The organism is Ralstonia sp. 1138, from assembly GCF_040544795.1.
GTDB lineage: Bacteria > Pseudomonadota > Gammaproteobacteria > Burkholderiales > Burkholderiaceae > Ralstonia > Ralstonia flatus.
The window spans coordinates 208,010-226,468 of the sequence record NZ_JBEPKQ010000002.1 but is presented as its reverse complement, the minus strand read 5'-3'; the positions used below and the strand labels follow the sequence as shown (position 1 = coordinate 226,468).

Annotated in this window: 17 protein-coding genes; 11 read left to right on the top strand and 6 right to left on the bottom strand. The window is 66.5% G+C overall.

The window, feature by feature from the left end; all coding sequences use genetic code 11:
* Positions 1-374: 374 nt before the first annotated feature.
* The 3 genes from ABIC76_RS08680 (at position 375) to ABIC76_RS08670 (ending at position 3,062) form a co-directional block, all read left to right on the top strand.
* Positions 375-1,517 (top strand): RsiV family protein, encoded by a 1,143-nt coding sequence (locus tag ABIC76_RS08680; RefSeq protein ID WP_354533702.1) that lies wholly within the window; start codon positions 375-377, stop codon positions 1,515-1,517.
* A 20-nt stretch (positions 1,518-1,537) separates the two neighbouring features.
* Positions 1,538-1,999 carry a CoA-binding protein gene (locus ABIC76_RS08675; RefSeq protein WP_102065097.1) on the top strand — a complete coding sequence of 154 codons (462 nt, stop codon included), beginning with the start codon at positions 1,538-1,540 and terminating at the stop codon, positions 1,997-1,999.
* A 115-nt stretch (positions 2,000-2,114) separates the two neighbouring features.
* Positions 2,115-3,062: an alpha/beta hydrolase gene (locus ABIC76_RS08670; protein WP_102064002.1), complete on the top strand. Its 948-nt coding sequence runs from the start codon at positions 2,115-2,117 to the stop codon at positions 3,060-3,062.
* A gap of 12 nt (positions 3,063-3,074) precedes the next feature.
* Here ABIC76_RS08670 and ABIC76_RS08665 read toward each other — a convergent pair whose 3' ends face one another.
* From ABIC76_RS08665 to gstA, 3 genes are all read right to left on the bottom strand, one after another.
* Positions 3,075-3,278, bottom strand: coding sequence for a DUF3562 domain-containing protein (locus ABIC76_RS08665; RefSeq protein WP_027678854.1), 204 nt, complete (start codon positions 3,276-3,278; stop codon positions 3,075-3,077).
* Between the two features lie 172 nt (positions 3,279-3,450).
* Entirely contained in the window at positions 3,451-4,512 is a 1,062-nt protein-coding gene (gene pstS / locus ABIC76_RS08660) for a phosphate ABC transporter substrate-binding protein PstS (protein ID WP_354533701.1), read from the bottom strand.
* A gap of 190 nt (positions 4,513-4,702) precedes the next feature.
* Positions 4,703-5,332 (bottom strand): glutathione transferase GstA, encoded by a 630-nt coding sequence (gstA, locus tag ABIC76_RS08655; RefSeq protein WP_102064000.1) that lies wholly within the window; start codon positions 5,330-5,332, stop codon positions 4,703-4,705.
* Between the two features lie 100 nt (positions 5,333-5,432).
* Here gstA and ABIC76_RS08650 point away from each other — a divergent pair, with 100 nt between their 5' ends.
* Entirely contained in the window at positions 5,433-6,314 is an 882-nt protein-coding gene (locus ABIC76_RS08650) for a LysR family transcriptional regulator (protein ID WP_102063999.1), read from the top strand.
* Between the two features lies 1 nt (position 6,315).
* Here ABIC76_RS08650 and ABIC76_RS08645 read toward each other — a convergent pair whose 3' ends face one another.
* Both ABIC76_RS08645 and ABIC76_RS08640 read right to left on the bottom strand, forming a co-directional pair.
* Positions 6,316-7,245 carry a sterol desaturase family protein gene (locus ABIC76_RS08645; protein ID WP_102063998.1) on the bottom strand — a complete coding sequence of 310 codons (930 nt, stop codon included), beginning with the start codon at positions 7,243-7,245 and terminating at the stop codon, positions 6,316-6,318.
* Between the two features lie 107 nt (positions 7,246-7,352).
* Positions 7,353-7,790: a hypothetical protein gene (locus ABIC76_RS08640; RefSeq protein WP_102063997.1), complete on the bottom strand. Its 438-nt coding sequence runs from the start codon at positions 7,788-7,790 to the stop codon at positions 7,353-7,355.
* Positions 7,791-8,015: 225 nt separating this feature from the next.
* Here ABIC76_RS08640 and ABIC76_RS08635 point away from each other — a divergent pair, with 225 nt between their 5' ends.
* From ABIC76_RS08635 to ABIC76_RS08620, 4 genes are all read left to right on the top strand, one after another.
* Complete coding sequence (locus ABIC76_RS08635) at positions 8,016-9,818, top strand: methyl-accepting chemotaxis protein (RefSeq protein WP_354533700.1); 1,803 nt, start codon at positions 8,016-8,018, stop codon at positions 9,816-9,818.
* A gap of 123 nt (positions 9,819-9,941) precedes the next feature.
* Complete coding sequence (locus ABIC76_RS08630; protein WP_354533699.1) at positions 9,942-11,099, top strand: ATP-grasp domain-containing protein; 1,158 nt, start codon at positions 9,942-9,944, stop codon at positions 11,097-11,099.
* Entirely contained in the window at positions 11,096-12,241 is a 1,146-nt protein-coding gene (locus ABIC76_RS08625; protein ID WP_354533698.1) for a hypothetical protein, read from the top strand. The genes ABIC76_RS08630 and ABIC76_RS08625 overlap by 4 nt, the downstream gene beginning before the upstream one ends.
* A complete protein-coding gene (locus tag ABIC76_RS08620; protein ID WP_354533697.1) occupies positions 12,238-13,266 on the top strand; it encodes a Rieske 2Fe-2S domain-containing protein in 1,029 nt (342 codons plus the stop codon). Before ABIC76_RS08625 ends, ABIC76_RS08620 begins: the two co-directional genes overlap by 4 nt.
* Positions 13,267-13,278: 12 nt before the next feature.
* Here ABIC76_RS08620 and ABIC76_RS08615 read toward each other — a convergent pair whose 3' ends face one another.
* On the bottom strand, positions 13,279-13,626 hold the full coding sequence (locus tag ABIC76_RS08615; RefSeq protein WP_316875359.1) for a GFA family protein: 348 nt from the start codon (positions 13,624-13,626) through the stop codon (positions 13,279-13,281).
* 217 nt (positions 13,627-13,843) lie between these two features.
* On the opposite strand from ABIC76_RS08615, the gene ABIC76_RS08610 reads away from it, so the two are divergent.
* From ABIC76_RS08610 to ABIC76_RS08600, 3 genes are all read left to right on the top strand, one after another.
* Positions 13,844-14,323: a cupin domain-containing protein gene (locus ABIC76_RS08610; protein WP_102063992.1), complete on the top strand. Its 480-nt coding sequence runs from the start codon at positions 13,844-13,846 to the stop codon at positions 14,321-14,323.
* A gap of 94 nt (positions 14,324-14,417) precedes the next feature.
* Positions 14,418-15,512: a uroporphyrinogen decarboxylase gene (gene hemE / locus ABIC76_RS08605; protein ID WP_354533696.1), complete on the top strand. Its 1,095-nt coding sequence runs from the start codon at positions 14,418-14,420 to the stop codon at positions 15,510-15,512.
* A gap of 590 nt (positions 15,513-16,102) precedes the next feature.
* Complete coding sequence (locus ABIC76_RS08600) at positions 16,103-18,400, top strand: primosomal protein N' (RefSeq protein WP_354533695.1); 2,298 nt, start codon at positions 16,103-16,105, stop codon at positions 18,398-18,400.
* Positions 18,401-18,459: the final 59 nt, after the last annotated feature.

Here is an 18,459-nt window from a genome sequence, read left to right as displayed (position 1 = left end):
CCCTTCGAGGGGTCAATTCGAAAGGAGGGGGTAACTTTGCACTGGGAGCGGGGTCGTCACGAGCGCGCTGGGCGGATGGGTCATCCAGGGCCGAATCTGGCGCACAACATTTGGACACAAACGCTGAGGTGCGAAGGCATTGTGGGTGACGGGGTGGCCCTGAGGCGTAACAAAGTGTGTCGGATTGCAATCGAATGCAAGCGCGGTAAAGGCCGCTCGGTGTGAGCCCAAAATCGCTTCACAGACGTTTTCAGGGAACGCCTGCTGCACCTGCACAGTCCCACCGGTTTGCCGCTCAGGCAGACTGGGCTTGGAAAACGGCGAACCAGCGGTGTGTGTCCTAGTCTGGGGTGTCGGGTTGATAGGAGGGAGGCATGCACAGGCATGCGATGCACCATGTGTTGCAGAGGTCGGTGAGGGCGGGCGTTTTTGTTACGTTGATGGGGGCACTTGGCGGGGTCGGAGCCGCACAGGGCGGCACTGAAGCGGCCGCTGCTGCGCCTGCAACCTCCGCGAGTGCGCCGCCAGCCTCCGCACCTGTTGCTTCTGCACCAACTGCCCCTCTTGCAAAAACGAAAGAGCAGCACGAGCGACTGGCCGGCAGTTTCTGGCAGGGCACGGTGGGCAAGGGCCCAGACGGCCCCGGCTGGAACGTCTGGCTGAACGTGTACGACGCACCGCCCAAAGAGCAGGACAAAGACAAAGACCCGGTGGCCGACACGCTCACCGGCGAAGCCTACGATGATCGCCCCCAGGGCCGCGCCTTCTGGACCGTCGAGGGCCGCAACGCGCCCGAACGTCGCTTCGTGTGGCGCGAGCGCGCAGAAGCGCTCGACGCGGCCGGCCAGTCCGTCGTGCGCGAAGGCGGGACGCTCTCCGGTGCGCTCTCAGGCGACGGTGCCACTGCCACCGGTACCTGGAGCGACGGTGGCCGCAGTCAGCCTTTTACGCTCAAGCGGCTGGCGCGCTATCAGGAGGCCACGGCCGCCTCCGGCCAGGCCAAACTGACCGAACGCTATCCGGTGACGGGCGACGCGGCCACCGACGCGCTCATCCAATCGCTGCGCGTGCGCAAGTGCGACCAGTTCGACACGGAATGCGTCATCCGCATCAGCGCCGTCGGCCTGGGCGACACCATCAGCCTCTTGCGCATGGTGTGGGCTTACAGCGGCGGCGCGCATGGCAACTACAGCTTCACCGCCGGCAACTGGCGACGCGGCGCGCAGGGCTTTCAGCCGATCGCCCTGGCCGATGTGCTGAACCCCACATCCGCCTGCCTGCAGAGCTTCAATACGCAGATTGTCGATGCGCTCAAGCGCGAAGGCGCGCCCGATGCACCGCGCGGCGCACTCAAGGAGAAGGACCTGCGTAACGCCGCGTTTCCGTTTACGCTGCAAGGAGACCGCATCGTCGTGCACTACGGGCCGTATGAAGTGGGACCGTATTCGTCGGGCGCGTTCCGTGCTGCGGTGCGCATCGATGACCTCGGCGCCGCATGCAAGCGGCCCACAACCTGATCGCCACTGCATTGCCAACCATGTCCGCCAATCTTTCCTACGTCGATGAGCAAGCCACCATGCGCCGGCTGTTGTCGGCCAAGACCATCGCCGTGGTCGGGCTGTCGCCGCGTCCGACCCGGCCCAGCTATGACGTGGCGCGCTATCTGCAGCAGGCCGGTTATCGCATCGTGCCGGTCAACCCGCAGCACGCCGGCGAAGACGTGCTCGGCGAGCCCTGCTATGCCACGCTCACCGAAGCCGCAACTACGCTGGCCGCCGCCGGCCAGCGCATCGACCTCGTCGATATCTTCCGCCGCTCGGAACAGGTCCTGCCTGTTGTGCAGGAAGCCGTGACGCTGGGCGTGGGCGGCATCTGGGTGCAGCTCGGCATCGTGAATGACGAGGCGATGGCCGTCGCGCGCAACGCCGGCATTCCGGCCGTGCAAGACCGCTGCACAAAGATCGAGCACTGGCGACTCGGCATCGCCGAGCAAAAATAAAGGTCGGCCCCCAAGGCCCTGTGACAAACGTGGTGGCGCGGCGTCCCGACCTGTCAAAGGCTTCAAGCCAGCGCGACGCGCTACACTCCCGCGGTCATCGCATCCCGCTTACATTATGGCCGTCGATCCGCAAATCCTGCAGTTCTACCAACGCCTTGCCGAACAGTTCGGCGCCTTGCCGCCGCCTGAAGACGCAGCCGCGCAACGCGCGCGCTTCGAAGCGATTGCGGCTGTGTCCGATCGCACCGATCCCGACGGCGTTGAAGTTTCAGACCTGAGCCTGCCGCTTGCCGGGCGCACGCTCGACGCCATCGTCTTTCGTCCGAAGGGTGTGGCAACGCCGCGTTTGCTGGTGTGGTTTCACGGCGGCGGATGGGTCGTGGGCGCGCCGCGCACAACGCATCGCATGCTCGCCGCATTGGTGGCGCAAGACACGGGCTGCGCCGTGGTGAGTGTCGATTACCGCCTCGCGCCTGAGCATCCATTTCCCGTGCCGGCCGACGATGCCCGCGACGCGCTGGCGTACCTGGCCGAGCAGCGCGTGTACCTCGGCTTCGATCCGGACTTCCTGGCGGTTGGCGGCGACAGCGCGGGCGGCCATCTTGCGGTGCAGGCCGCGCAGGGCATGCGCCCCGGCCTCGTCAATGCGCAGTTTCTGCTGTACCCCGTCACCACGCCGGCTTTCGGCAGCGAGAGCTACAACGCGTTTGCACAAGGCCCGGGCCTCACGCGCGATGAAATGCGCTGGTACTGGGAGAAATACATCGGTGCCGAAGCCCTGGCTAAGCCGCTCGCCGAGCAGGACCCCCGCATCTTCCTGATGGCACGCCCACCGGCCTATACGCCGCCCGACACCGTCGTCATCGTGGCGGCGCACGACGTGCTGCGCGACGACGGCCTGCAATACGCCGACTACCTCGTGCAGCACGGCGCGCAGGTCATCACCATCGAGGCGTCGGGCATGACGCACGGCTTTGCGCGTATGCAGTTCGAAGCCGAGCGCGCACGTGAATGGATGCGCCGCGCGGCGCATGCATTCGTCGGGATGATCAGCGAGGAATAAGCGGGGGCAGGGCTAACGCGTCGGCGTGCGGCGCGGGCGGAACGCGGCCAGCACGCGGCGTGTGACAAACAGCGAGAGGTAATCCTGCACGCGGGCGTCGGCTGCCAATGTGCGCATGGTCTGCATGTACTGCTCGCGGACGAGATCGGCCGGTGCGCCGGTGTCCTGTGCAATCTGGCGGATCTGCTCGTCCTGGTCTGCGATGGCGGTACCCATGTTTGCTTCCCGTCGTGGCTTTGGCAGTGACGCGCGGGGCTGACTTGCGCGGCGAGTGACCACTATAGGAAACGCGTCAGAACAATCCAGCCTTGTTGCAAAGCTTTCAGCAGACCACCTGCGCGGCATCAAAACGGTGCTGTTGCCCGTGCAGACACTGCACCGGCAAAGATCATTTGCCCCAGTTTGCAGGCATGCTCTGCAGGCCGATGGCGGCGCCCGACGTATCGGTCACGCGCGCCAGTTCACGATACGCAATGGCCTGCACGCGCTCGGGCAGCGGCACGAACTTCGCGCGCGCGGCCAGCTCGTCGCCGTGGAAGTAACCCCACGTCAAAAACTTCAGCGCAGCCAGCGTGCGCGGGCCCGACGCGCTGACTGCCGGCACGACGATGAAGGTGCCCATGGTGATCGGCCACGTCTCCGCGCCCGGCAGGTTGACCAGCGGCGCCGTGAAATCGCCCTTGCGGTTCCACGCGCTTTGCGTCACGGCCTCGCGGAAGCCGCTTACCTGTGCGCCGACGAAGCGGCCCGCCGCGTTGCGCAACTGCACGCCGCTCAGATCGTTGTCGAGGATGTAGTTGTAATCGACATAACCGATGGCGCCCGGCGTGGCCTGCACCGCCTTGACCACGTCGCCGCTGCCCTTTGCGGCGGTGAAGCCTGCCGGCCAGTTGATCGTCGACTTGGTGCCGTACGCGCTTTTCCAGTCGGCGCTGACGGCGCTCAGGTAATCGGTGAAGTGGTACGTCGTGCCCGAACCATCGGCGCGCACGACGGGATGGATCTTCAGCTTGGGCAGCGTCACGCCCGGGTTCAGCGCGCGCAGCTCGGGCGCATCCCAGCTCTCGACCTTGCCGAGGAAGATCTGCGCCAGCAGTTCGCCCGTCAATTTGAGCTGACCGCGCGGCACGCCCGGCACGTTCACAAACGGCACCGCACCCGTCACGACCGACGGCACGCAGACGAGGCCCGCCTTGGCGGCCTCTGCGCTGGAGAGCGGCACGTCGGACGCACCGAAATCCACGGCGCCTGCGCGAATGCGCTTGAGGCCTTCCCCCGAGCCCACCGCGTCGTAGCTCAGCGTCACGCCCGACGATGCGGCGTATCCCGCCGCCCAGACGCGATAGACCGGCGCAGCGGCGGTCGAACCCGCGCCGTGCACTTCCGCGCGCGCGAGAACCGGCATGCCCGCAGCCGCAACGGCCAGGGCGAAAACAACGTGCTTGAACATGGGAGACCTGCGGACTGCAGAAGACGCAAAGCGTGGGATTGTAGCGACGCCCGTGTGACAACGCGCCGTGCCCCGCAGATAGAGCCTATCTACAACATGGGGATGTGTTGTAAGACGTTCCGCAAACGTTGGGCGGAGTAGGGGGTGGGATCGGCGGTTTTGTTTAGGCGCCGCCGATCCCGGCTACCCGTTAGGCGACAGCGCTGGCTGCGTCAGCCTTGATCAAGCCTTCGGCCGTCAACGCTTCGATCACGTGCGGCCGCGCAGCCACGCGGGCCATATACGCCTGCACATTCGGATACGCGCCCATCGGCAGCGACAGGACGTTCGTCCAGTTCAGCACCGTAAAGGCATAGGCGTCGGCCACGCTGTAGGTGTCGGCCAGGTATGGCTGTTTGGCGAAGCGTGCGTCGAGTTCGGCAAAGCGCTTGGCCAGCTTGTCCTTGGCGCCCTGGCGGGTGGCTTCCGGCGTGTCCTTGTACCAGAGCGGGCCGAAACCTTTGTGCAGCTCCGTGCTGACGAAGGTGAGCCATTCGATCACAGCCAGGCGGCGCGCGCTGCCCGGCTTGCCGATCAACGCCTGCGTCGGGTCGAGGTCGGCCACGTACTGCAGCAGCGCGGCGCCTTCGGTGTGGCGCGAGCCGTCGGCCAGCTCCAGCAGCGGCACGTAACCGCGCGGCGAGATCGTGTAGAAATCCGTGCCATCAGCGGTGAGGTGCTTGGCTAGGTCGACGGCGGTCAGGTCAAACTGCGCACCGACTTCGCGCAGGGCGATATGGACGGCCAGCGAGCAGGCACCGGCGGAGTAATAGAGCTTCATGGTCTGGGTCTCGTGAACAGGTTGGGAAAGCCGCCAACGGCGGCGGTGACGACACTGTAGGATTGCGCCAGTGCCAATGAAATAGGCGGAGCAGCAAATCATGCTTGCACAAACGCAATACCGATTGAGCGCGGCAGACCTGGAGATCGTGCTGGCGATGGTGCGCACCGGCACGCTGGCGGCGGCCGGTGAACGGCTTGGGGTGGATGCGTCCACGGTGTTCCGGTCGTTGCAGCGCATCGAGCGCGGGCTGGGCGCCACGCTGTTTGCGCGCTCCCGCACGGGCTATCTGGCGGGCGACCTGGCACACGCGCTGGCGGAACAGGCCGAGCAGGTGGAGTCGGCCCTGGAGGCCGCGCGATCGGCGGTACATGCCGTGCCGGACCAGGTGTCAGGCACCGTGCGCATCACCACCACGGACACGATCCTCGTCGGCATGGTCGCGCCCGCGTTGAAGTTGCTGCAGGCAGAGCATCCGAACCTGAGCTACGACCTCCGTGTGAGCAACGAGCTGGCCAGCCTGACCCGGCGCGATGCCGACATTGCCGTGCGGGCCACGCGCCGTCCGCCGCAGCATCTGGTGGGCAAACACATCGGATCGATTCGCGTGGGGCTATACGCCGGGCGCACCAGCGGCATCACCTACGCCGATGTCGAAGCGGGCCGCACGCCGTGGGTGGCCGTTGACGATGCCATTCCGGATCACCCGTCGGTCAGTTGGCGCAAACGGCATTTCCCCAAGGTCATGCCCACGTACTTCGTCAACAGCCTGCAGATTGCGGCCGAGATGGTGGCGATGGGCGTGGGCGTCGGCATCCTGCCCCTGGTGATGGCGCAGGCGCGCAGCGATCTGGTGTCGCTGCGGGATCTGCAGGACGCCAATCAGTCGGAACTGTGGCTGCTGACGCATCCGGAATCGCGCCACTTGCGGCGGATTGCCGTGGTATATGGCCACTTGGCGCAGACGCTGCGCTTGCCGTAGTTCAGTTCGCAGCAACCGCCGGGGCGACGGCGGGCTCGCCAGGAATGAGCGCGGCGCGGCGACGCAGATCCTCCGTCGTTTCACCGTTGCCATCGGGCCGCCAGCCGGGCGGGCGGAAGAGGTAGCCAAACACTTCGCCGGCCGAGCGAGCCGTCTTGAGGTCTTGCCAGAGCGCGCGCCAGTGCGCGAATTCGATCACCAGCAGGTTGTACGTGCGCATCGGGTGCACGAGGCCGTAGCGGCAGGGCACGTCTTTGCGTTCGGGGATGTAGGTGCCGAACAGCCGGTCGAACACGATCAGCACGCCGCCGTAGTTGCCATCCAGGTATTCGAGGTTGGACGCGTGATGCACGCGGTGCGCCGAGGGCGTATTCAGCACCCATTCCAGCGGCCCCAGGCGGGGAATCCACGTGGCGTGGATCCAGAACTGGTACAGCAGATTGAGCGACAGCAGCATCAACACAATGCGCGGCGGCATACCCAGCAGCGGCGCCAGCGCAAAGAAGGCGAGGGTGCCGGTCAACCGGCCCGTCCAGCCGAAGCGGTAGGCGGCCGAGAGATTCAGGTCGTTCGGCGAGTGGTGGATGGCGTGCGTGCACCAGAACCAGCGTACGCGGTGCGCGGCGCGGTGGTACCAGTAGTAGCAGAACTCCTGGCCGAGAAAGCACGCGGCCCAGCCCGTCCAGTGGTCCATCGGCAGCGTCCAGAGGCGATGCTGGTAGACCCATTCCAGCCCCTGCGTCCAGAACGCCAGCGGCAGCAGCCAGCGTAGTGGGTACTCGCGTACCAGGAAATCGACCACCGACACGCCGGCGGCTTTCCAATCGTAGTTGGCCCAGCCGTTCCGCAGCGACAGCACGATTGCCTCGGCCAGTGACGACACCAGCACCAGCACGACGGCAATCTTCAGGATGGTGAACAGCACGGCCATGGCGCTGGCTCCCGGCTCCGGTGGGAATGCCAGCGACGGTACTGCAAACGGTGCCGGGGCGGCAATTCGGGCCGATGCCGGGGTGTCTTACAACCTATTCCACGTGTTCAACGCGCCCAGGTGTTGTTGCGGTTGTGCAGAAAGATGTGCACCCCACCGCTTTTGTCCTGCGCCACGCCGGCGCTGCCCCACGGATAGTCCGCCAGGCCGCCGGGGTCCTTGCCCAGTTTGCTGGCGATCCAGCGGCGGTGGCGTTGTTCCACCACGCCGATGTCGTCGTACGAAACCGGCTGCGCCAGCTCGACGAATACGCTGACGAGCGCATCGGCTTCAAACCGCAGGCTGACGGTGACGGGCGTGGTGTCGTCCAGCGCGGCCATCGTTGCGAACTGGCACGAGACCTCTTTGCCCTCGACACTGACCGGCCGCACCGGCCCGACGGCAAACCGCGGGGGCAGGTCGTCGGCCCGTGTTTCCGGGGTGATGCGGATGTCAGCGAACCGGATGTCGCCGGTGGCCGGGTCGATGTGGAGCGCGTCGTGCATGGGGTTGGGTTTTCAAGGTGTGAATTGCCTGGGCAATGATGCGAAACGTTTTCCTTTATAGCAGCCATCCCTTCGGGGGGACGGGGGTTTTGGCGCCTCAAGTTCGTCTGCGCACTGCCGTAGCAGCTTGGGTGGCCCCCGACAGCCAGCAGTCGGTTCTGGAGGGCGCTGCGGCAAATACCGTACGCAGTCAGATTCATGGAAAACGTTTGGCCTAGAAGAAACATGATCTCCTCTCTCCGCACCCGAATTCTCCTCATCTCATCGGCCACCGTGGTCGGGGCCCTCGCGCTGTCCGGCGCGGCTACCTATTCCATCGTGCGTTCGAACACGATGGAATCGATTGACCAGAACCTCGCCGCCATTGCCAGCGGCAACACGCTCGCCATCGACAAATGGGTCGCGGCAAAGGCGCAGGCCGTCAAGGCCACCGCACGCGTGATCGAGCATGGCGACCCGCAAGGCTTCGGCAAGCACATGGGCGACGCCAACGGCTTCCCCATCATCACGATCGGCTGGACCGACAAGAGCTTCATCTCCACCAGCGCCACCACGCCCAAGGACTACGATCCGACCGGCCGCCCCTGGTACAAGCAGGCCATTGCCGCAGGCCAGCTGCTCGTCACCAAGCCCTACGGCGACGTGTCGACCGGCGTGCCGTACGTTTCGTTTGCGGCGCCGCTCGTCAAGAACGGCGAAACCACCGGCGCGTTGTCCGGCGCCGTGCCGCTGGACGGCGTGCGCGAGGTGGTCGCGGCGGTCCACCCGACACCGTCGAGCCTCGCCTTCGTGGTCGCCAAGGATGGCCAGGTGATCGCCCACCCCGATGCAAAACTGATGCTCAAGCCGGCCACCGACGTGGCGGCCTCGCTCACCGCCGACACGCTCGGCAACCTGGCCAAGGCGACGTCGCCGCTGGAGGTTGAGCTGGCCGGTGCGCCGAAACTGCTCAAGGCGCAAGCCGTGCAGGGCACCGATTGGTACCTCGTGATTGCGCTGGACAAGGCCGAAGCCACCGCCGGTCTGCGCAACGTCGTCAAGGCGCTGGCCGTGGCCATGGTGCTGCTGACGCTGGCCGCCGTGGGCATCGCCGCGTTCTTCACGTCGCAGTCGTTCCGCCGCCTGTCGCAGGTGCGCGATGCGATGGACACCATCGGTTCCGGCGGCGGCGACCTGACGCACCGTCTGCCCGTGGTCGGCAACGATGAAGTCGCGCAGATCAGCGCGTCGTTCAACACCTTCATCGACAAGATCGGCGAAGTGCTGCTGGAAGTGCGCGCCAGCGTCGACAGCATGAAATCCGCCACCGGCGAGATCGAAGCGGGCAACCGTGATCTCTCCAATCGCACCGAGGTTTCGGCCAGCAACCTGCAGGAAACCTCTGCCGCGTTGACGGAGCTGACGACCAGCGTGAAGAACTCCGCCGATGCGGCCGTGCAGGCCACGCGCCTGGCCAGCGACGCCAGCAATGCCGCCACGCGCGGCGGCGAGGTGGTTTCCAGCGCCGTCAGCACGATGGACGAGATCGCCAAGTCGTCGGCACGCATTACCGAGATCATCGGCGTGATCGACAGCATTGCGTTCCAGACCAACATCCTCGCGCTGAACGCCGCGGTGGAAGCCGCCCGCGCCGGCGAGAACGGCCGCGGCTTTGCCGTGGTGGCCGGCGAGGTCCGCACGCTGGCGCAACGCAGCGCCACGGCCGCCCGCGAAATCAAAGACCTGATCCAGGCATCGGAAGCCAGCGTGAAGACCGGCGCGCAACGCGTGCAGGCCGCGGGCGCCACGATGCAGGAAATCGTGCAGGGCATCGAGCGGGTCGCGCGCATCATCGGCGAGATCGACGGCGCGATGCACGAGCAGAGCACCGGTATCAGCCAGATCGATCGCAGCGTCGCCGAGATGGACCAGGCCACGCAGCAGAACGCCGCGCTGGTGGAACAGTCGACCGCCGCATCGTCGATGCTCAACGAGCAGGCGCACGGTTTGGCACGCACGGTCGGGCTGTTCAAGCTGCGCAACACCTGACGCGCCGCACCCCTCTTCAACGCGCCCGGGCCGGGTGCTCCTTTGCCTAGAATGGAGCCCCGGCAACATCTCCGCCACCTTTCACCTTCGGCGGACGTTGCCTGACCTCAATGCTCCGCCCGTATGCCCAATGTGCTGATCCTCGGTGGCCGCGCGCCCGTGGCGCTCGACCATGCTCGCCGCTTTGCCCACCAGGGGTGGACGGTCTGCATTGCCGACAGCATTCCGTGCCAGATCAGCGGTGCCTCCAGGGCGGTTTCGGCAACCTTTCGCATTGCATCGCCGCGCCATGCATCGGCGCAGTTTGCGGCCGACCTCGCGCGCATCGTGCGCGAACGCTCCATCGATCTGCTGGTACCGACGTGCGAGGAAGTCTTCTTCGTATCGCGCTATCGGCATCACTTGCCGCATCACGTGCGGGTGCTCGCCGAAGACTTCGACAAGCTGCGCGCGGTGCACAGCAAATGGACGTTCCTTGAACTTGCGCAGGATTGCGGGGCCGATGTGCCGGTCTCCGCGCGGGTGCGAACGTTGGACGAAGCGCGCGCCTGGGCGGCGGGGCGGGCGGTCGTGCTCAAGCCGGAGTTCTCGCGCTTTGGCGTGCATGTGCGCCTGTATCGCAACGGCATCCCCGACGACGCGCCGCCGCTGGCCGACCTCGGCGCCTGGGTGGTGCAGACGTTGGTAGCAGGCCGGGAGTTCTGCTCGTACAGCGTCGCGGATCGCGGCCGGCTCGTGGCGCACGCGCTGTATCGGCCGGACTGGCGCATGTCGACCAGCGCGAGCTTCTACTTCGCGCCTGCGCGCATCGACGCGGTACGTCACTTCGTTGCCAACTTCGCACGCAAGCTCGACTTCACGGGGCAGCTCTCGTTCGACTGGATCCAGCAGGCCGACGGCCGCGTGAGCCCGCTCGAATGCAACCCGCGCGCGACCAGCGGTTGCCACCTGTTCGGCCTTGACGATGCGTTGCCCGCCGCGCTGGCCGGCGCGCTCGACGGCTGCATCGAACCGTCGCCCGGCGTGCCGCGCATGGCGGCTGCGGTGATGGCATCGGCAGGGCTGTTCGATGCGTTGCGCCACGGCACGCTGCGCCAATGGCGCCACGACTGGCGCGCCGCCACCGACGTCATCGCCACGCCGGGCGACCGCGGCCCGCTGTGGGGTGGTGTGCGCGATCTCGCCGCGTATGCGCGCATGGCCATCGCCCAACGTTGCAACATGCGCGAAGCCGCCACGCAAGACATCGAGTGGGACGGCCAGGCGCTGCCCGAGGTATGAACGCGCCCGGTGCGGTGCCGCATGCGTGCTTTGCCGACAAGGCCGGTGCGTTCCTGCACGTGCATCGCGGGCAGGCGTCGCAGCCGTTCGTCGCCAACTTGGTGACGCAGGTCGATGTGGTGGAGGCCGGTGGTCTGCCGCTGCCTGTGACCGTCAACGGCAGTGAGGACCGCGCCGACCCCGTCGAGAATGAGAACGCCTGGGTCTGCTCGCCTATTACCACATACGGCCGCTATGCGGCGGAAGAATCCGAGCGCTTGATGCCGCGCATGCTGCGTCCGGTGCTGCGCGGCGGGATCGGCCTGGCCGATATGTGGATGCGGCATGCGCAGCTCGATCGCGCGGTGGCCGTCAACAACTGGCTGGTCAGTACGAACCTCTATCCATCGGCGGCGGCGTTCGATCTGGACGCGCTGGCCCGAACATGCCGCGAGCGCTGGCCGGACCGCGCGATCTGGCTGCGTTCGCTCAACACGATCCAGCACGCCGACTGGCTGCGCGCCGCCACGGCTGCCGGCTTCGATTTGATCCCCACGCGGCAGGTCTATCTGTTCCTGCAGTTGCAGCGTGCGTCGCGCGCATCGGAACTGCGTCGCGATCTGCGGCGCGACCTCAAGCTGATCGACGCGACGCCGCTGACGTTCGTGCCGCACGACGCCTTCACCGACACCGACTTCGCCCAGGCCGAGCGGTTGTATGCGCAGCTCTATCTCGACAAGTATTCCGCGCTGAACCCGCGTTACACGGCAGCGTTTCTTCGCGCGTGGCATGCGGCGGGGCTGCTCGAATGCGCGGGTTTTCGGGATGCGCAGGGCGTGCTGCGCGGGGTGGTCGGCGTGTTTGGGCAAGGGTCGTTGCTGACCGCGCCCATCGTCGGCTACGACACGACGTGGCCGCAGCAGGCCGCGCTGTATCGTCTGCTGATGGCGCACGTGCTGCGCCTGACCATCACGCGCGATGCCGAATTGAACCTGAGCGCCGGCGCCGCGCATTTCAAGCGCCTGCGCGGCGGCGTGCCGGCCATCGAGATGAGCGCCGTCTACTGCCGGCATCTGCCACCCGCCACGCGTCGCGCCATCGCCGTGCTGCGCACCCTTACCACCCGGATCGGCGTGCCGATCATGCAACGCTTTCAGTTATGACTGCCTGGAACACCACGCTGCTGCGCGGTTGGTATCCCGTCGCCGAGGCGCACCGCCTGCGCGACAAGCCGATGCGCGTGACCGTGTTTGGCCGTGCCGTGGTGCTCGCGCGCTTGCCCTCCGGTGGCCTGCTCGCGCTGGACGATCGCTGCCCGCATCGGCATGTGCCGTTGTCCGACGGCCAGCTCGTTGGCGAGACACTGCAGTGCAAGTACCACGGGTGGACGTTCGGCGCCGACGGCCGCTGCACGGCCATGCCGGGCATGTGCCCAGGCGCCGCCGTGCCCGCTGTGCAAGTGAATGCGTGGCAGGTGTTCGAGCACGACGGGCTGATCTGGATGAGCGCACGGCCAGCGGGCGAAGCTGCCCCGGCTGCCTTGCCGGCATTCCTGCAGCGCTTGCCGCCCGGCAGCCGCCGCTTTCTGTGGAGCACGCTGTGGCAGGCACGCCCCGCCGATGCGCTGGAGAATTTTCTTGACCCGCTGCACACGCATCTCGTCCATCCGGGCCTCGTGCGCAGCCATGGCGCGCGCCAGCCGATGACGGTGACCGTCACCCAATCGGCAGATGGCCTGCAGGTCGACTACGCCGGCCAGCCGCAGCAAACCGGTCTGCTGTACCGCCTGTTCGAATCGCCCCGCACGATGGAGCGCGCGCATTTCGGTATCGTTGCGCCCGCCACCGCCCAGCTCGAATACCGCTACGCCAACGGCAGCGCGCTGTATTTCACGCTGCACTTCACGCCCGAAGACGAGATGCGCACGCGCCTGTTCGCCACGCTGCATGTGGAAAACCGCTGGGCGCCAGCCTGGGCCGTGCGCTGGTTCGTCTGGCCGTTCCTGTATCGCGTGGCGGAGCAGGACCGCCGCATCGTGGAAGCGCAGGCCGCCAACAGCGCACGCTTTGGCCGGCAGGACGGCATGTCGACCGAACTCGATCTCGTGCGGCCGATGCTGGACGCGGTGTGGATGCCGAACGGCAAGCCGGTGGAGGCTGGCGAGCGCGTGATGCAGATGTGGCTGTAGCCCACCGCGTTGCTACATCGACCGCCCGTCGAAGTGGGTGACCGGCACGCTCGCCAGATCGATGTCTTCCAGGCAGCGCACGTTGACGGCAATCATCGGCGTGCCGTCGGGCATGACGCCTTCGGCATACGGATGGATGCCGCAGGTCGGACAGAAGCGGTGCTTGATCACATGCTTGCGGAAGAGATAGGCGCTTGCGTTGTCTTCCGGCGTGAGCAGCCGCACCTTGTCGCGCGCCACGAACCACAGCAGCGAGCCCTTGCGCTGGCAGATCGAGCAGTTGCACGCCATCGCGTTTTCGGGGTGCCCATCAACTTCGAATGCGACGTTGCCGCAGTGGCAGCTTCCTTTATGCGTCATGCCGGTCTCCTGTGATGTCGTTTTGTGGTGGGCTTGGCGCCGTCCACTATAGGCGAGCCGTTTTGGGAGCGGCGCCCGGTTTCTCGGGAATCGCCCTAGGTCTACGCGGCCGCATGCCGATGCGACAATCGCCGCGAGCGCGCCAGACGAACGAGCCAACCAACGCGCCACGGACCGCCGCGCATTGACGGCGACCGCGTCTTGAGGAGGAGCCACCATGCATCGCCATCGTCCTGTTGCCATGATCCGAGCGATTTCTGCTGCCGCCATCTTTGCCGGTAGCGTCGGCGCGTTTGCGCAAGCATCGGAACCCGCTGCGGCTCCGGCCTCGGCACCGCCGCTTGCGGCACAGATCGTCAACATGGGCGGCATGACGCCGGACGAGATCGGCCCCGTCATCGCCGAGATGGGGTCGCTGCGCACCAAGACGCTGGTCACGGCGGCCAACGGCACCGTGGGCGTCCAGGTCGGCACCGTGGCCAAGCACACGCATACGTACGCCGACGAGATCCAGTACGTGATGTCGGGCACGGCCACCGTCTGGCTCGACAACGCGCCGCGCGAGGTCAGGGCTGGCGATCTGATCGTGATTCCGCGCGGTGTGGTGCACGGAACGCTGACCACCAGCCCCGACTTCAAGTCGATGGCGATCAAGCTGCCGCCGCAGCGTGCGGGCGATACGCACAAGGTGCCGTGATATCCGCGCCGTGATCTTCGGCATGTTGGCCTGGGTCAGGGCGGGATAAAAACACCATCCCTTACAATGGCGCCCTCCCAAAGAGTCCATCGCCATGTCCGCACCGCTCGCCAACGACACCTTCCTGCGCGCCCTGCGCCGCCAGCCGACCGACTACACGCCGCTGTGGCTGATGCGCCAGGCGGGCCGCTATCTGCCCGAGTACAACGCCACGCGCGCGCGGGCCGGCAGCTTCCTCGGCCTGGCCAAGTCGCCGGCGTATGCGACCGAGGTGACGTTGCAGCCGCTGGATCGCTACCCGTTGGACGCGGCAATCCTGTTTTCCGACATCCTGACCGTGCCCGACGCCATGGGCCTGGGGCTGTCGTTCGCGCAAGGCGAGGGGCCGCGCTTTGCCAAACCGGTGCGCACGGAAGCCGATGTGGCGGCGCTGTCCGTGCCGGACATGTCGTCGCTTCAATACGTGTTTGACGCCGTGGCGGAAATCCGCCGTGCGCTCGTCCAGGACGGCCGCCAGCGCGTGCCGCTCATCGGCTTCTCGGGCAGCCCGTGGACGCTTGCCTGCTACATGGTCGAAGGCGGCGGTTCGGACGACTTCCGCACCGTCAAGTCGATGCTCTACGCCCGCCCGGACCTGATGCACCGCATCCTGGAGATCAACGCGCAGGCCGTGATCGACTATCTGAACGCGCAGATCGATGCCGGTGCCCAAGCCGTGCAGATTTTCGATACGTGGGGCGGGGCGCTGGCAGACGGCATCTACCATGAGTTCTCGCTGGCCTACATGGCGCGCGTGGTGCAAGGCATTCGCGCCGGCGCCGACGGCCAGCGTGTGCCGGTCATCCTCTTCACCAAGGGCGGCGGCCTGTGGCTCGAAGCCATGGCCGAGACCGGTGCCGACGCGCTGGGTGTGGACTGGACCGTCAACCTGCAGCGTGCCCGCCAGCGAACGGCAGGCCGCGTCGCCCTGCAAGGCAACCTGGACCCGACCGTGCTGTTTGCCGAGCCGGAGGCGATCCGCGCGCAAGTGCGCCGCGTGCTGGAAGACTATGCAGCCGGCGGCGGCAGCGATGGCCACATCTTCAACCTCGGCCACGGCATCTCGCAGTTCACACCACCCGAAGCCGTATCGGTGCTGGTGGACGAGGTGCACAGCTTCAGCCGCGCGCTGCGGTCGAAAGCGAAGTAACACGATCAAGATCAATGCTGCAGTGCGATAGCGTTTGAATCGTGCCGCAGTAGTGCGTGAAGTCGGGGGCACGGGTGGAATCTTCGCCGCTTTGGTGCAGTAGGGGTGAGTGACTACTCGCGTGCCGGTGGCCCCATCTGGCCCCAGCGGGGTGTCAAGCGATTTATTTCGCGCTTTCTGGTGCGTAAGCGGGCTGTCAAGACTTGACTTATGCACAAAGCTGTCGCGGCTGATTCTTTCCGCGGCGCAACAGCGGCGGCTCTGTGCACGCAACGCATAAGTGTTTGATTTTTCTGAAAGAAAGCCGCGTGCGCGTAAATCGTGCAAGCTAGAAAAACGGCGCGTCTACCGGCCTTCGCGGCCGCAGCGGCCGACTTTTCAACAAAGTTATCCACAGGCCGTGTGGATAGGCCGGAAAACGGTCGCCGATCAGGGCGCCAAGGCATAAACCTCAAGTAGTACTTGAACATTGAACCGACCATGGCAATGGCTGTGAAGGCAAGGTGAGATGGGCAAGACGCATTTCCCAGGTGCACGATGCGCCGCTGCATCGCAACAATCTCTTTGCAATTCAACCGTTTGCGCCAAGCATGACCACCGCCCTCGTCGACGCCGCGTTCTCTGATGCCCAGGTGTCGGCTGCCATTGCGCGTGTGGTGATCGATACACCCCTCGATGCCGTGTTCGATTACCGGTGCGGGCAACCCGTGCTGCCTGGGCAACTCGTGGTGGTGCCGTTCGGCAACCGGCGCGTGGTGGCGTTGGTGGTCGAAACTGCCGCAACCACCGAGGTCCCGCTGGAAAAGCTGCGCGATGTGGAGCGGGTGCTGGACTGGGTGCCGCCGCTCGACGCCGAATGGCGGGCGCTCGCCGAATTTGCTGCCGGTTACTACCACCGTGCGCTCGGTGAGGTGACGTTGCCCGCGCTGCCGCCGTTGTGGCGCACGCCGGGCAGTTGGGACAACCTCGCCCGGCAGGCCAATGAAACCGTCTACGTGATGGTTGAACCGGCGCGGGCCGCGTTGCTCGACAGCGTTCCGAAACGTGCGTCCGGCGCCATGCGCCTGGCAGAAGCACTGACCGGCGATGGCGAGCTGTCCACCAGCGCGGCTGTCGAACTGCACGGGCAGGCCGTCGCCAAGCTGCGGGACTGGACGACCGTCGGCTGGCTGCGCGCAGAACTGCGGCCGAAGGCACTGCTGCCGCAACCGCTCGAACTGCCGCCGCCTTCCGTCGCCCCCGCCCTGAACGACGAACAGGCCGCTGCCGTGGCCGCCATTGCCCAGGCGGGAGCGGCCGGCACATTCAGCCCATTCCTGCTGTTTGGCGTGACCGGCAGCGGCAAGACCGAGGTCTACCTGCACGCCATCGCCGACGCCCTGGCGCGCGACCCCGCCGCGCAGGTCCTGATGCTGGTGCCCGAGATCAACCTGACGCCGCAGCTGGAGGCGCGCATTGCGGCGCGTTTTCCCGGCGTGCCCATGGCCGCGCTGCACAGCGGCCTGGCCGAACAGCCGCGCGCGCTGAACTGGCTGGCCGCGCATCGTGGCGAGGCGCGCATCGTGCTCGGCACGCGGCTGGCGATGCTGGCGTCGCTGCCCAACCTCGCGCTCATCCTCGTCGACGAGGAGCACGACACGTCGTACAAGCAGCAGGAGGGCCTGCGCTATTCGGCACGCGACCTGGCGCTGTGGCGTGCCAAGCAGCGCAACATCCCCGTGGTGCTGGGCTCCGCCACGCCGTCGCTGGAAACCTGGTGGCGCGCCGAGCAGACCGCCACCACGCGCCTGACGCTCTCGCAACGCGCGCAGGCTGAAGCTGTGCTGCCGCGCGTGTCGCTCATCGACCTGAACCTGGAACGCCGCGCCGGACGCCAGATTCGCGATGGATTGTCCAAACCGCTCGTCGACGCGATTGCCGATCGCCTGGCGCGCGGCGAACAAAGCCTGCTGTTCCTCAACCGCCGCGGCTACGCGCCAGTGCTGTCCTGCGACGCGTGCGGCTGGCTGTCGGGCTGTCCGCGCTGCTCGGCGTACCTGGTGCTGCACAAGCCGGAGCGGCGCCTGCGGTGTCACCACTGCGGGTACGAATCGCGCATTCCGCATCACTGCCCCGACTGCGGCAACGTCGACATCGCCCCGCTCGGGCGCGGCACCCAGCGCATCGAAGAGACCCTCGGCGAGCTGTTTCCGCAGGCCCGCGTCGCCCGCATCGACGCCGATTCCACCCGCCGCAAGGGCAGCGCCGAAGCGCTGTTCGACACCGTGCACGAAGGCAGCGTCGACATCCTGATCGGCACGCAGATGGTCGCCAAGGGGCATGACTTCCAGCGCGTGACACTGGTGGGCGTGGTCGCGCCCGATTCCTCGCTGTTCTCGCACGATTTCCGCGCGGGGGAGCATCTCTTTGCCTCGCTGATGCAGGTGGCGGGCCGCGCGGGTCGGGCGGGCTTGGCCGGCGAGGTGCTGATTCAGACGCGGTATCCCGACGCACCGGCGCTGCAGGCGCTGGTTCGGCACGACTACGACGGTTTTGCGCGCCAGCTGCTGCGGGAGCGCAAACAGGCCGGGCTGCCGCCGTTTGCCTATCAGGCGTTGTTGACCGCAGAGCACAAGGAAGTCGCGCGGGCGCTGGAGTTTTTGGGCGCCGCGCGTTCGGCTGGTGAAGCCTTGGCCGCTGAATTGGGCGCGCCGGTGTTTTTGCATGATCCGGTGCCCATGACGATGGTGCGCCTGGCCAACCGCGAGCGGGCGCAGTTGCTGGTGGAATCGGGTTCTCGGGCGGCTTTGCAGAAGCTTTTGACTGCCTGGACTGAGGGGTTTGCGGGGATTGGGAAGACGGTGAAGGGGGTGCGGTGGCAGTTGGAGATTGATCCTTTGAGGATTTGAGGGTTGGTGGTCCATCCCTGTTTCGTTCCCTGCCGGGACCGACTTACTTTTCTTTGTCT